Raw genomic sequence first — 14815 nt, forward strand, 5'->3', positions numbered from 1 at the left:
ACTACCACCTAGACGGAGAAAAGTATCTGCCGTGATTAAAGTCAATATAAGTAGGCACCATATCTAAAGGAATCTTCTTGAGATCAACAGAGCAAATTTTTTGTAGCTCTTCTTGGCTGACCAATTCTCGCAACCTCAAAAGCTCTTTCTGGGTCGCATCAATATTCCCGTACTTTGCAGCTAATTTATAAGCAGAAATAGTCATCTCTAAGTCTTGACGAGAGATATTTCTATCTTCGCCAAAAACATAGTGATAGAAGAGAGCATTTGGGACTGTGTAGCATTGATAACCAAGCATCTGAGCACGCCATGAAAGATCAACGTCTTCGCAATACAAAAAGAAAGATTCGTCGAACCCATCTAGACGCTCATAAACTGGAAACGGTATTAATAAGCAGCAGCCTGAGCACCACCCAGTGGCAAAAGTTTTTGGATCATAGATTTTCGGGTGCTCAATAGGAAATTGCCTGGCCTCAAACAATCCTTGATTGTTGCGAGCTTGAGCAAATACAACAAGATTTTCAATCATTCGCTGATGAGGAATTCCATCTGGATTAGCACAAAGGTAATAATCCATCTCTCTATTCATTGCTTGAAGATTGCGAAATAGACAGTTGTGTCCTGCGCCAAAGCCAATATTTTCCCCTTGTTGGCTCACAGAAACGGACAAATTGAGATCGTCTGCAATCTTTAAAACCTGCCTCAATTGTGAGCCCTGGCTATTATCAATAATCCCCAACTCAATACTGATTGGCAGAGAAGATAGTAATTGCTCCTTAAAACCAAGCAAGCTTTTGTAAAGGAGATTTAGATCGTTTTTATACAATACGATGCCAATAGCGAGTTGGATTGTGCCCATATGCTTTATTTTTTGTTAATACTGCGAAGCCTTGCTACTTGTTTGTATCTAGATTATTCTCTATTGCTTGAGCCCCATCCTACACTTTGCTTTAGGTAAAACCAAGCTCCTCTCAGCTTCCAAAATTTGCTGTTTTCCATAGCAGTAATTCTTTGCTGAGCTTGCTCCAATTTAATCTGCACTTGTACCAATTGTGTCTGAGCCTGCTGGAGGTGCGTCTGCGTTTGCACCAGTTGCGCATCAGTCTGCGCTAAGGTTTTCTCTAGAGCATTCTTCTGTGTTGCTAGATTAGTGTTGGTTTCCTCTAAGTTACCAATACGCAACTCGCGATCGCCAATCATTTGAGCGAAGTTGGTACGGTAGAGGCTGGCATGTTTAGTGCAAATGTACTTTAATAGGCGACTTCGATTTTCGGGTAAAGCACACTTTGTCACCATCGAGTCTGCTCGTACTCGATAGTCATAGAGCACTTCCGGAACATAATGAAAGTTCCATCCACGCTCGATCGCACTTAGCCAGAGATCCCAATCTTCTAAGCCAGCTATTGGCATATGGGGGTCATAGCCACCACAATCTTCCCACATAGACTTTCGGTAAACAGCACAGGCATCAATATAGTTGCTTAAAATGAGCTTGGAGACATCGAATTTTTCCGGCAATTGCCATATGCGCTCGACCTCACCAAACCACTCGGGCTTACCATATACAACACCAATGTCTGGATTTTGGTCAAGAACATCAATGCCCTTGAGAATATACTCAGTACGTATCTTATTATCTGCGTCTAAAGGTAATATGTAGCGCCCTGATGCTTTAGCGATACCGTTGTTCCGGGCATGAGCCAACCCCTGATTATCCTGATCAAGAATAAAATAATCTTGCTCTTTTAGATAACTTAAGAGGTTAACCGTTAACGGATCGTGAGAACCATCGTTGACAATGATGACCTCATAAACCGGATCGAGACAAGCCTGAATGCTGGATAGTGCTTCCAGCAGGTATTCGCCATGGTTATAACAAGGAATTATAATGGAGAGTGCAACCGATTTAGCTGACATAGCAAGATATTGGATAGTTTAAGAGAATCTCCTAAAAACTAGCTGAAAGGCAATGCTTTCTTTGTGAATGACATTGTCATCCGGTAGACTTCTCAGCTAGCTTCTCAAGTAAATCGCTAGGTAACTCAAGCAACTGTTCCAGTTTTAAGAAGCCGTTGTTTGAGCCGTAGCCAATAAGTACGTAAACGCCAGAACTTAGAGGTTTGCATGGCCGCGATTTCCTTCCGCGATTCTGAGAGGGCGTTCTGAACAACTATAAGCTCATTCTGCGCTGTTAACAGCGCAGAATGAGCAGCTTCGACTTCAGCCTTCATTTGAGACACTTGACCTTCCAGAGGTTCGGTATAGTAACCCAGACTGGCTTGATAGGTTTTAGGGTGTACCACTTCCAAGGGAAAGTGACCAGCGTCTGGATCGGGTTTGGGTAGGTGAGGATAATCTTCCAATCGCTCAGACCTGACAAAGAGCAATGTATTTTGGATATACCAGGGTTGAACGTACTCGTTGGACCAGAGGCGATGACGCAAGCAATCGATCGCGACATAGCCATAGTGTTCAAAAAGTTTCACCCAGTAGCCCGTCCATTGTTCATTCAAGTGTCCCGTTCCACCTTGAAAGGGTATTGCCGCTGAAAACAAAACCACATCTGACAGCTCAATGAGAGACTCAATCAAGGTGTTTGCGGCCTCAGGGGGTAAATGCTCTGCAACTTCTAGAGATACTGCTAAGTCAAACCGCCGATCGAGTTTGAGTGGTTGGGTCAAATCCTTTGCCAAAAAGGTTTCGACAGGAATTTGCAGCTGGCTAGCGTTAACATAGTCGCCATCTATCCCTAAAGAATCTTGTACGCCTAATTCCCGAAATACCGACAGCCAGGCACCGAGACCACAACCAACATCGACGACGCTTCGGGGTTGAAGCCATTCTAGAAGCATCGGTATGACTTGCCTCGCTGAACCTCGAGCCCCCTCTAAAAGCGAATCAAAAAACGCTTGGTCATATAAAGGGTTGGTTTGTTTAACAGTATCTAAAAGCATCGGTTGGCTCATACTCTGTGATAGTAAAGACGCACTAAATTCTTCCCCTGGTTTCATAGCCGTAACTAGGTAGGTAAGGCAAAGTCGCCGTGTAGGAAAGGCTTGATCAAGCCACAAAGCAACTCGATTTAACGCTCCAATTCCGAACGAAGCAAAGCGTCGGTAGTTGGCTAGCCAGCTAGCATGATATTCATCAATCAACATTTGGACTAAGACCGCAAAGAGCCCTTCCAACGGTTGAACCTTAACATCAATGTATCCAGCTTGTTCCAACAAGTATTGCAAACCGTACTCTGTATAACGGTAGAAATCTACAGGCTCCTCGTGTAAGCCCCAAACCATCGGAACTGTTAAGATAAGATTGCCATTAGGCTTCAAGAGTCTGTAAGTTTCTTTGAGCATTCGGCTAGGGGTTTCTAAATGCTCTAACACTTGAGTCGAAAGGATCGTATCAACTGAGTGGTCGGCTAGCGGTACGTCGTAACAATCCGCGCAAATGTCAACGTTTTCCGCATATTGCCGATCAACGCAAAGATATTCATTCACGTGGGTCTTGAACAACGCTTCGTATCCACGCGAATGCCCACTACCAATGTCTACCATTCGCCCTTTTATAGAGGGAGCCAATTTTGCCAAAGCGGCAATAATTGTCGAACGAGCAATATAGTGTGGATCTTGAGGATGGGGGTGCAGGTAGTAGTGAAACCCTTGCATCAGTTTAAACTCTCAAGCCTCGCGATGAGCTTGTTTGATAATATAGGCTGACGAAAAGTCAGGAATTGATCGAATCCGATGGTTCAAACCATGCTTACCTAAATACTCATGGACTGCAACCGCACAACCATCCCAGGCATAATAGTCATCAATGATGATAATACCCTTCTCAGAAACAAGTGGATATAGGTTTTCCAGACAGACTTTGGTTGACTCATACCAATCACCATCAAGCCGAAGAATGGCAATCTTCGTTTCGGGATAACGCTTCACAAATTCAGGTACAGTTGTCTCAAACCACCCCTTGTAAAATTGCACTCTAGCGTCTAATAGGCCAAGCTGAGCGAAATTTTGCTGCACCACCTCCAGTGAAGCCGCACAGTTGTCGAAATACCATGGGCTATCGACCGCTTGCTGCCAGCCTGCTGCCATAGGGCCATCGATTGGCTGTACTGGTGGTAGGCCTTCGTAACTGTCAAAGAGGTGAAGTAGCCGTTGTGAGTCTGGTTGCAGTGCCAGTTCAGCCAACTTAATCGCCGCTGCACAGCCACCCTTCCAAACGCCACATTCAACAAAATCTCCCTCAATTTGCTGGTCAAACAGGGACTGAACCGATCGAATCAGGAACTCTATGCCTGAATCTGGCACCATACTATAGGGACGAACCTTCTGAAGCACCGTCTGCATCACTGTCTCTTCAGCACTCTCAGCTGTGGGCGCTTCGAGAGCAGGCTCCTCAACTGCTGGCAGATTAACGGCAGGCTCAGCGATCGTGGGTGCCCTGTCAGCTTGAAGTACGTTCCTCAAAAATTTTGGTAGATAAGCAAGTAGCATCAATTTTTTGGTAGATAAGCAAGCAACAGTAGCAACCTAAGGAAGTTTTAAATTAGCCTTTCACGGTTTCTCTTACAGTTGAGGCGCACTTTGAATAATTTCACAGGGACGATAACGTTAGCTTTGGTGAATCATACCTCGACAAGACATTATCTCTAAAGCTTCGCTAAATCAACCCCTAACTGGGCATTCTGCCCAGCCTTTCTACTTTTGCTTGAAATCAGATGCCAACTGTACGGTCACCACCGTCTGTTTTTTCAGTGCTAGCTTGAGCAAGCCTTAAAAATCGTTAACACCGTGAATGTATCGACCATTGCCGCTTACGTGATCGCTAGCTGCGTCTGCCCCGGCAAGTCGAAACGAAACGAGTACTCTGGCAACGTGTAACACCAACATCTGTGGACTGGCTGCAAGGCTAGAGCCTGCTATGAGGTGTTGTTGCGGGACATCCAACCTGGGCTGTAAGGTGTCGTCTTAAGCCTAATCTGGGCATATTGGGGGAGCATGCTTGCCGCGATCGCTCCCCCAGGCGATCCTGCTTGAACGGACGAAAAGCTGGATTATACTGGCACCAAGGGTATTGTCGCTCCTTCTTATCCCTCATTCTTGTTTCTCTCCAACGCACCAACGATGGACGATCGCCTCACCATTTTATTGATTGATGATTCGACAGAAGACAGAGCGATGTACCGCCGTTTCTTGGAGCGCGATGTCCATTTTACCTACGACATTTTGGAGGTCGCTTCTGCAGAAGAGGGGCTAGAGAGCTGTGAGCGCGATGATCCCGATCTAGTTTTACTCGACTACAGGCTACCCAATCGGGACGGGTTGGAGTTTTTGGCGGCGCTGACGTTGCGGTTGGGTCAACTTCGCCTACCGATTGTGATGCTGACTGGACAGGGCAATGAGGTTGTCGCGGTGCAGGCCATAAAGCTTGGCATCAGTGATTATTTAGTCAAAGGGTCACTGACCCAAGACAGTCTTTGCCGCACTGTGCGATCGGTGATGACGCAGCACCGCCTGCAGCAGCAACTGGAGCAGCAACAGCAACAGCAACAAGAGCTGCATCAGCGCCTACAACAGTTAAATGCTGAGTTAGACGCTAAAGTCCAGGAACGTACGGTCGCTTTGCAGGCGAGTGAGCGACAGTTCCGCAAGATTGCTGCTGAAAGCCAACAAATAGCGGACGCACTCAGAAGGAGTCAGTTTTTGTACGCGTCCCTGGTTGAGGCGCTGCCGATGTGCCTCTTTCGTAAAGATTGGAATGATCGGTTTACCTTTGTCAACAAGGCGTTTCTTGACCTGGTGCACTTGCCGCTAGAAGCCTGTCTGGGGAAAACGACTCGTGACCTAAACCCTCCAGATCTGGCAGAGAAATATCTTGCAGACGATCGACATGTGCTCCAGACAGGCGAAACGTTAGACCTGATTGAGATGGTCGAAGACCCAGAGACGGGTGTCCGCCGCTACGTGCAGACGGTGAAAGCGCCTGTGCGGAATGAGGCAGGCGAAATTGTCGAGATACAGTGCATTTTCTGGGACATCACCGATCGCAAACAGGCAGAAGATGCCTTGCGCCAGAGTGAAGCACGCTATCGAGCCATGATCGAAGATCAAACCGAGCTGATTACCCGTGCACTGCCGGATGGCACGTTGACGTTTGTCAACGCTGCTTACTGCCGCGCAAATCACCAGACGGCTGACGTGCTGATTGGACAAAATTTATTGGCAAACGTGCATCCAGAGGATCGAGAGGTCGTCGCTCACCTGTTGACAGCGCTGACCCCTGAGCAGCCCATTCAAACCTCAGACGAACGGCTGGAGTCGCCAGATGGCAGTATTCGCTGGTACCAATGGACTGACCGGGCACTGTTTGACGATGAGGGTACCCTGGTTGAAATTCAATCTGTCGCACGTGATGTGACCGATCGCAAACAGGCAGAAGACGCCCTTCGGAGCAGCGAAGCGCGTTTTCGCACCATCTTCGATCATGCTGCTGTGGGGATTGCTCAAGTCACCCTTGCTGGTCGATACTTTAACGTCAATCAAGCAATGTGCGCGCTTTTGGGCTACACCAAAACGGAATTCAAGTCGCTCACGTTTCAGGCCGTGACGCATCCGGATGATCTGGCCTTAGACCTGAAACAACATCAGCGGTTGATCGCTGGCGACATACCAGCCTTTTCCATGGAAAAGCGGCTGCTCCACAAGAACGGTCAGGTGTTGTGGACAACACTGACGGTATCCCTCATCCACGATCAGCATGGCAAGCCGCAATATTGTATTGGCATTATTGAAGATATCACCAACCGCAAACTGGCAGAAATGGCGCTACAAGAGAGCGAAGAGCGTTTCCGTGAAATTGCCAGCACGGTTTCCCAAATGTTCTTTGTGCGATCGCGTGATCCCGATCGCTATATTTACGTCAGCTCTGCCTACGAAAAAATTTGGGGACGATCGCGCGATGAGCTGCTGCAAAAGCCCTGGATTTGGATGGAGGCGGTTCATCCGGACGATCGCGCCCACGTGCAGGCGTCTGTAGCATCGCAAATGCAGGGTCAAAGCGTCCAACGCGAATACCGCATTGTACGCCCAGATGGAGCCGTGCGCTGGGTGTCAGCAGCAGTGAGCGCGATTCGAGATGCGGCAGGAAAGCCAGTCCGGTTCATTGGGCTGGCAGAAGATATCAGCGATCGCAAACAGGCTGAGCTCGAACTCCAACAAGCAAAAGAAGTAGCTGTGCGTGAAGCGCTACGTAGTGCCGAAGCCAACCGTGCCAAAAGTACCTTTTTGTCCAACATGAGCCATGAGCTGCGAACGCCCCTCAATGCCATCTTGGGCTTTAGCCAGCTGATGGTTTGTGATCCTGACTTAAATCTGGAGCAGCAAGAAAATCTCGCTATTATCAATCGCAGTGGCGAACACCTGCTTGCCATCATTAATGACATTCTCAACATGTCCAAGATTGAGGCCGGGCATGTCACCCTTAATGTGGTTGAGTTTGATCTTTTCTGCCTGCTGGATAACCTCGAAGAGATGTTTTGGTTGAAAGCGAACAGTAAAGGTCTGCAGCTCGTTTGCGATCGGGCTCCTGATTTACCCCAATTGGTACAAACCGATGAACACAAGCTACGTCAGGTCTTAATCAATTTGGTTGGCAATGCCATTAAATTCACTAGCGCAGGGAGCGTCGTACTGAGCGTCAAGTGTCATCAAGAGCCAAACGCCAGGAGTTTAAACGCGATGGGAATCCGGGCGTCGGCTGCGGGACAGACTGCGCCCCCATGTCCACTCGCTTCATCCCTTCACCTGTGCTTTGAGGTTAAAGACACGGGATCTGGCATTGACCCTGACGAGCAGGAAAGTTTATTTGAGCCGTTTGTGCAGTCAAGAAATAGCAAGATCTACCCAGAAGGTACTGGCTTAGGCTTGCCGATTAGTCAACAATTTGTCCGCCTGATGGGTGGGGAATTGACCGCCAGTGGCGCCTTAGATCAGGGTTCTACTTTTGCCTTTAAGATACCTGTAGGGCTAGCAGAGGGCTTGCCAGCAGCACGGCCATCGTCTGTACGATCGCAAGGACGGCTTATATTAGCGCCCGATCAGCCCACCTACCGCATTTTACTAGTAGAGGATCATTGGTCTAATCGGCAGCTTTTGCTTAGTCTGATCAAGCCTCTGGGTTTTGAGGTCCAAGAAGCCATAAATGGACAGGAAGCGGTTTCTCTTTGGGAAGACTGGCAGCCACATCTGATCTGGATGGATATTCGCATGCCTGTAATGGATGGCTATGAAGCCACCAGACGCATTCGTAGCAGTGAGCGCTTGCGTGCCAACGGGCAGCCACATGCAACAAAAATCATTGCACTCACCGCTAATGCCTTTGAGGAAGAGCTTACTCACGTTTTAGCGGCGGGATGTGATGACTTTGTTGGCAAACCGTTGCAAGCAACACTCATCTTAGCCAAGATGGCAGAGCATTTGGGAGTCCATTATGTGCATGCAGACAATGAACCTAGGAGCGCAAATTATGCGTCAGAGGCTCAGGCTGTAGCCCTTGCCAACCCAATGGCAGCGCCTGTTCCGCTTAACGCTGCTGCGCTCCAACAGATGCCTCTAGAATGGCTCCTACAGATTCATCGGGCAACGACTCAACTCGATTTTCAACGCTCACTGACGCTCATTGAGCAAATTCCATCAGAACACAACGCGATCGCTCAGGCATTACGGGAAAAGGTCAATCGTTTTGCTTTCGATCAAATCAGGCAGCTGGTTCAGGATGCGACTGATCACTATATCAAGCATTTTTAGAGCAACGGTAATGGTTTAGATATCATTTAAATCGACATGAGATAAATCTGTATGAGACATTTATAGAGAGTTTCTTGCAGAGAATTTTTGATGCCAACCCTGACAACCTCCAACAACATAAGGCGGTGGCGGATTCCTGCTGTCCTTGCTGTCACTGTCTTCGTTAATTATTTAGATCGGAATAACCTGGCTCTGGCGATTCCTCGCCTGGCTCAGGAGTTTGGCTGGAGCGATCGAGACGTTGGTGCCAAAGGTGAATTGCTGCTAGGAGCCTTCTTTCTGGCTTATGCGTTGTCTAATATGCTGTTGAGCCCGATCGCCGAGCAGTTTGGCCCTAAGCGTAGTGTGATGGTGTCCATTGGCGCGTTCTCGGTCGTAACGCTTTTGAGTGCAGCCTTGGGCTCTTCGTTTACAGCGTTGCTGGTTTTGCGTCTGCTCTTAGGGTTGGGGGAAGGTGTCCATATTCCGATGCTGAGCGCCATCACCAGTCGCTGGTTTTTACCGGGTGCGCGATCGCGTGCGAATGCGCTTTGGGGCAGCGGCATTTTACTATCGACTGCGATCGCCCCGCTTATAGTTGTGCCATTGATCCAGCTTTGGGGCTGGCGTCCGACGTTTGCCGTTTTGGGTGTGGGTGGCATGCTGCTCTCGATCCCACTGGTTTACGTTTTGGTGCCGGATGACCAACCTCGTGATCGGCGGCAGATGGACGGGACAAGAGCGCGAACCCCGTTGAACCGCTATCGTCGCAATCCACGTTTTTGGCTGGCGGTTGTCGGTGGTAGCCTCAATGCCTTTTGTGCGTTTGGGTTGCTGAACTGGCTGCCAGTCTATTTCAATCGTGCCAAGGGCATCGATTTTGCACAATTGGGATGGCCGCTGGCTCTCGTGTTTGCAGCGGGCATCGTTGGGATTGCCTTGATGGCATATTTAGGGGACAGACTGCAACGAAGGACACAACTCGCAGGGGTGGGCTTTTTGCTGGCAGGTGGTATGGTCTATCTTGCTTGCACTACAAGCCGGATCGAGCTTTTGGTTCTCTTTTTTGCGATCGCGGTTTTCTGTCAGAGTGCCTATGGTGCGCAAGAATATGCCATTATTCAACACCTTTTGCCTGCCGATCGTATCGGTACGGGAACGGGGCTCTATAACGGGCTAGCCGTCTTATTGGGAGGGGTCGGCGGCTCCCTCATTCCAGGATCGATCGTGGCAGCAACAGGTAGTTTTGATGCGGGTATGCTCAGCCTTGTCGTGGGTGCCTGGCTGGCAGCCGCAGTGATGTTTGTGCTGTCGCGACTAATCCAGTATTGACCGTGACAGGATGTGTGCACCAGGCTATGTAGTACAACTGGTCAAGAATCAGTGGCAGCCGCCTGACTTTAATGCGTAGGATAGGAAAAACATTCTGCTGTCTGGTTCCGTATGGCGGATGCCATTAACTTCGTTAACAAGCAATCGCGTAGCATCAAAAGCAACCTTCTCTCTATACTTTAGGCCTCTGCATGGCTGCGATTCCTGAGTCGGAAATTCAAGCGTATCTAATTTCTGTTTGCGCCAAGTATCAACACTGGCGGTGTCTCTATACGCCCACAGATACGGTGGGTAGGCGGCGACAGCAAGCCCCGGCAGCTTCACCGTTTGACTTTGGGTTGATGGTGCAAACAGTGCTGCCAAAACAAGGAGAGGAACGTTTACCCCAGGAGAGCGCAGAGCGGGAAAAGATCGAGCGACTACCAGTGCTGGAGGGCATTCGCAAATATGCGGCAGAGCATGTTCTGCTGAAAGGGCGACCCGGATCGGGAAAATCGACCGCACTGGCGCAATTGCTGCTGGAAGAAGCACAACAGAGCCAGCAAGCGCTTGAGGGGCTGTCTGAGAAGGAGGTTAACGCTGACTCTCAACAGCGATTGACGAAACAACGAGAGACCCTTCAGGTGGATTGGGAACTGAGGCAGGAGAAGCTAAAGCAACTGAGAGAGGCGTGGGCGATCGAGGCGGGGGCGGCAGTTAGGTTTCAGTTACAGCAGCAAATTAAGGCTGAGGAAACGCAACTGGAACAACTGGAGCGCCAATTAGATGACGTTGAGCAAGCTCTACTCAATCAGGAATTTTCGCCTGCCGCTCAAACGCCTGCTCCAGCCAGATCTAAGATTCCTGTGTTAGTCGAACTGCGTGACTACTGCACATCTGTTCTGGATTTAATACGGGACTTTTTCAAACAGCACGGACTGCTGCTGCATCCTGATCAAATTGAAACCTTGCTGTTTGAGCGGCGGCTGTTGTTGCTGGTGGATGGGCTGAATGAGCTGTCGTTTGAGACAGCCCGTAGCGACCTGACCGCGTTTCGGAAAACCCATGCTCACACGCCAATGATTATCACCACACGAGATTTGGTATTGGGGGGCGATCTCGGGATTGAGAAAACGCTGGAGATGCAGCCGCTGACCGAAGCACAAATGCAGCAGTTTGTGCGAGCGTATTTGCCGGAGCAGGGAGAGCAAATGTTACGGCAGTTGCGGGACAGACTGCGGGAATTTGGGCAAACGCCGCTGCTGCTATGGATGCTGTGTGAGGTGTTCCAGCAAGCTCCCAATAACCAATTGCCATCCAATTTGGCAGGAGTATTTCAGGCTTTTACAGCCATGTATGAAATTAGCAGTGTGCGTAAGCATGAAGTCGCATTGCTAAAGGGAGATGTGAGACCGCTGAGCGATCGCAGACTGTGGAAAAAGGCTTTGAAGGCTTTAGCGTCAGTCATGATGCAGGGAGAAACGCCCGTTGATTTTCGAGTCGTGATTCATCGAGATGAAGCGGAACGAGAATTAAACAGAATTTTCCCAACTGAGCAATTTCCAGTTCGAGATATTTTAGATGATTTACTCAAGTATCATCTGTTGCAAAACCGCAGTACAGACCAAATTGAGTTTCGTCACCAGTTGTTGCAGGAATACTACGCGGCGGAAGCCTTACTGCAAAAGCTACCTGACGTTAGCGATGAGACATTCAAACGAGATTATTTGAATTATTTGAAGTGGACGGAACCGATCGTGCTTATGCTGGGATTACCTGAAATAACTGATGAGCAAGCAGTACGCATGGTGGAGCAGTCGTTACTCGTAGATTTAGTTTTAGGAGCAAGATTAGTAAGTTGTATCAATCCGAATTTAGAAACTTCAGCTATCCAGTGCATTACTAAGTTATCACTCCATCCAGTACTTTTTATCGAGATTTTAGCACTTACTCAGTGTCAGACCGCTTTATCTAAATTGATTGATGCAGCAAACAGTGAAGATGATCCAGACTTGAGACGTGCTGGCGTAGAAGGTCTGTGCAATCAGTTCGAGCAGTTAAGCAATTCTATGCGTGAAACTCTAATAAAACGCCTTGAAGATGAAGATGTTAATATTCGATTTAAAGCATCGCTAGCACTTCTAGATGTATCGCCAGAAATAGCCCATCCTACATTTATAGAAGCTTGTAGTAACAAGAATTCTGATGTACAGTCTGAAGTCCAAATCTCAATCAGTTCTACTTACAAAGAAACTCAAGATTTGGTAAATTCTCTCAGTTCCTTAGATCCTAAAGAGCGTTTAGAGGCTGCGCTCTCTTTGAGTACAAGCGATATAGTTCAATGGAATGATAATGAGCAGAAGTATCGAGCGCTGTTATATGCGTCGTTCAGAAGAGATCTAGATCCTGCCCAATGTCAAATTTCTATCCAAGATGCCGATTTACGCTTCGCTTTTTTTGATTCTAATAAACATTCAATTTATGCCGCAATTATTAGGATATTGCTTGATGAAATAATCAATTCTAGATGCAATGAGTACCAATATATTTTAAGAGCTATATCAAATATATCGCCGTCTATAATTAAGCAAAATTTAAGAACAGAGCATTTGAATTTAATTGTAGGAAAAATAAATGATGCTAAGAAAATTAACATTCTTGATGAAGATTGTAGGAAGAGCATATTTTTGATTTTTAACGCAATTCAAGATAGGGAAGATAGTCAGATATTAGTTCAGGCTTTGGTACATCTTCTTAAACAGTTAGATTGTCTAACATCCTTAATCCGTACAGATGTAATCCTAACAATAGGCAGAGTGGGAGATTCATCGAATTTGAAAATATTAGCGGGTTGCAGAAAATTATTTCCATCCGAATACTTTACTAACGCTATTTCTATGATTCAATCTCGCTGCGGGTTCTACAACCACGAAATTGATCAGTTAGCTGAAGAGGAAGGGTATAGAAAGTGGGAAGTAGGAGGTGGAAAAGAGGAATACGAGAAAATATTATCTATTCTCTCTAATATGGTAATGGTGATGGAAAGGAATCCTGCAACCTTTCGAGACATTGGCGAGGAACCGTTGAGGGATCATTTTTTGATGCAACTGAATGGAATTTATAAAGGACAAGCTACAGGTGAGACATTCAACAATAAAGGAAAAACAGATATTCTACTGCGTGTCGGAGGGGAAAATATTTTTATCGCAGAGTGTAAGTTTTGGAAAGGTTCGCAGATATTAAAGGAAACATTTGATCAACTACTGGGTTATACAACTTGGCGCGATACAAAGCTTGCAATGTTAATATTTAATCAAAATAAGAACTTCACGGCTGTTTTACAGCAAATACCTCAAGTAATTCAGGAACATCCAAATTTTGTACGAGAAGTGGCTATCGACGTAGAAACTCAGTTTCGGTTTATTGTTCACCATCCAGACGACCGAGATCGCAAATTGCTCCTGACAGTTCTGGCTTTTAATATACCTTCGTAAGGAGATTCAGATATGCAAATCACGATCGACCTTCCTGACCATTTGCAACTCACCGAAGCAGATCTGCGGCAGGAGCTTGCTATTGCTCTCTTTCAACAAGAACGCATCACTCTCGGCAGTGCTAGCCAACTCGCTGGAATGCACCAAATTGAATTTCAACGGTTAATCGCCAGTCGTGGCATTAATATTCACTACGATGTAGACGACCTCAAGCAAGATCTGAAAAACCTGCGTGAAGAAGGTTGGTAATGATTGTTGTCAGCAATACCTCGCCATTGAGTAACCTTGCTGTCATTGGCAAAATGGCTTTACTTCAGCAGATTTACCCCAAAATTTTCATTCCGCCTGTAGTTCATGATGAGCTCATGCGCCTCCACGAAATCCAACCGATAATTACTTCCTCAGTAACCACAGGGTGGTTAGAAATTCAAACACCCAGTAGCTTTCAACTGATTCAAACCCTTCAACAAACACTCGATCCGGGTGAATCTGAAGCGATCGCGCTTGCTTTTCAGCTTAAAGTCGATCGTCTGCTGATTGATGAGCGGTTAGGACGAACGATCGCGACACAGTACGGACTTCCCATACGAGGCATTCTTGGCATTCTGATCAATGCAAAAGCTCAAGGACTGATTCCAGCCTTAAAACCGTTGCTTGATCAATTAATTGCCCAAGCAGGCTTCCGTATTGGGCAGTCACTATATGAATACAGCCTGCGAGAAGTAGATGAATAGGGAGATATAAGGGAATGGAAATTGCATCGCATATTAGCGTCGATCCGTCTGTTCACCACGGTATACCGATCATTACTGGCACGCGCGTTCCTGTTTCCATCATTCTTGGTTCCCTCGCAGGTGGTATGAATAAAGAAGCCGTCATGCAAGAATATGAGTTGACTCAAGCTCAGGTCGAAGCGGCACTTGCTTACGCCACTGAGCTATTCAAGCAAACCACTCATTGTTGACCTCTAGCAAAATATCCCCAGGCAACGGATGCACAAATTCCGGCGATCGTGGATGTCGAGTTTCAAGAAATTAAGCGGTTGCAGCCCCAACGCTGGCAAAACCTTCTCAGTCTGAAACGGCAGTGGAACGGGGTCAAAAAAGGGCTACTCAAAGTGGGTGAACATTTTGCTGAAGAAACTCCCTGGGGCAAAGGTGTGATCGGCTATCTTGAAGGCGTCACGGAGAAATTAGACCAGGTACCACGGCTATAGGA

11 protein-coding genes are annotated in these 14815 nt (G+C 47.3%); 7 read left to right on the forward strand and 4 right to left on the reverse strand.

What is annotated here, in order from left to right; genetic code table 11:
• Nucleotide 1: 1 nt before the first annotated feature.
• The 4 genes from C7B82_RS17340 to C7B82_RS17355 all read right to left on the reverse strand — a co-directional run bounded on the left by C7B82_RS17340 (nucleotide 2) and on the right by C7B82_RS17355 (nucleotide 4475).
• Nucleotides 2-859 (reverse strand): glycosyltransferase family 2 protein, encoded by an 858-nt coding sequence (locus C7B82_RS17340; RefSeq protein WP_106257527.1) that lies wholly within the window; start codon nucleotides 857-859, stop codon nucleotides 2-4.
• A 53-nt stretch (nucleotides 860-912) separates the two neighbouring features.
• A complete protein-coding gene (locus C7B82_RS17345) occupies nucleotides 913-1917 on the reverse strand; it encodes a glycosyltransferase family 2 protein (protein WP_106257528.1) in 1005 nt (334 codons plus the stop codon).
• 125 nt (nucleotides 1918-2042) lie between these two features.
• Complete coding sequence (locus C7B82_RS17350; protein WP_106257529.1) at nucleotides 2043-3668, reverse strand: class I SAM-dependent methyltransferase; 1626 nt, start codon at nucleotides 3666-3668, stop codon at nucleotides 2043-2045.
• Nucleotides 3669-3680: 12 nt separating this feature from the next.
• Nucleotides 3681-4475: a TylF/MycF/NovP-related O-methyltransferase gene (locus tag C7B82_RS17355; protein ID WP_181357544.1), complete on the reverse strand. Its 795-nt coding sequence runs from the start codon at nucleotides 4473-4475 to the stop codon at nucleotides 3681-3683.
• A 633-nt stretch (nucleotides 4476-5108) separates the two neighbouring features.
• On the opposite strand from C7B82_RS17355, the gene C7B82_RS17360 reads away from it, so the two are divergent.
• The 7 genes from C7B82_RS17360 (at nucleotide 5109) to C7B82_RS17390 (ending at nucleotide 14813) form a co-directional block, all read left to right on the forward strand.
• Nucleotides 5109-8813, forward strand: coding sequence for a PAS domain S-box protein (locus tag C7B82_RS17360; protein WP_219904552.1), 3705 nt, complete (start codon nucleotides 5109-5111; stop codon nucleotides 8811-8813).
• Between the two features lie 90 nt (nucleotides 8814-8903).
• Nucleotides 8904-10124 (forward strand): MFS transporter, encoded by a 1221-nt coding sequence (locus C7B82_RS17365; protein WP_106257532.1) that lies wholly within the window; start codon nucleotides 8904-8906, stop codon nucleotides 10122-10124.
• A 191-nt stretch (nucleotides 10125-10315) separates the two neighbouring features.
• Nucleotides 10316-13597 (forward strand): NACHT domain-containing protein, encoded by a 3282-nt coding sequence (locus C7B82_RS33195; protein ID WP_219904553.1) that lies wholly within the window; start codon nucleotides 10316-10318, stop codon nucleotides 13595-13597.
• Between the two features lie 12 nt (nucleotides 13598-13609).
• On the forward strand, nucleotides 13610-13846 hold the full coding sequence (locus C7B82_RS17375; protein ID WP_106257533.1) for a UPF0175 family protein: 237 nt from the start codon (nucleotides 13610-13612) through the stop codon (nucleotides 13844-13846).
• Complete coding sequence (locus C7B82_RS17380) at nucleotides 13846-14331, forward strand: PIN domain-containing protein (protein ID WP_106257534.1); 486 nt, start codon at nucleotides 13846-13848, stop codon at nucleotides 14329-14331. The genes C7B82_RS17375 and C7B82_RS17380 overlap by 1 nt, the downstream gene beginning before the upstream one ends.
• A 14-nt stretch (nucleotides 14332-14345) precedes the next feature.
• Nucleotides 14346-14561, forward strand: a complete 216-nt coding sequence (locus tag C7B82_RS17385) for a DUF433 domain-containing protein (RefSeq protein ID WP_106257535.1) — start codon at nucleotides 14346-14348, stop codon at nucleotides 14559-14561.
• A 48-nt stretch (nucleotides 14562-14609) separates the two neighbouring features.
• A complete protein-coding gene (locus C7B82_RS17390) occupies nucleotides 14610-14813 on the forward strand; it encodes a hypothetical protein (protein WP_106257536.1) in 204 nt (67 codons plus the stop codon).
• Nucleotides 14814-14815 lie beyond the last annotated feature (2 nt).

The sequence above is a fragment of the Stenomitos frigidus ULC18 genome (genome assembly GCF_003003795.1).
Lineage (GTDB): Bacteria > Cyanobacteriota > Cyanobacteriia > Leptolyngbyales > Leptolyngbyaceae > Stenomitos > Stenomitos frigidus_A.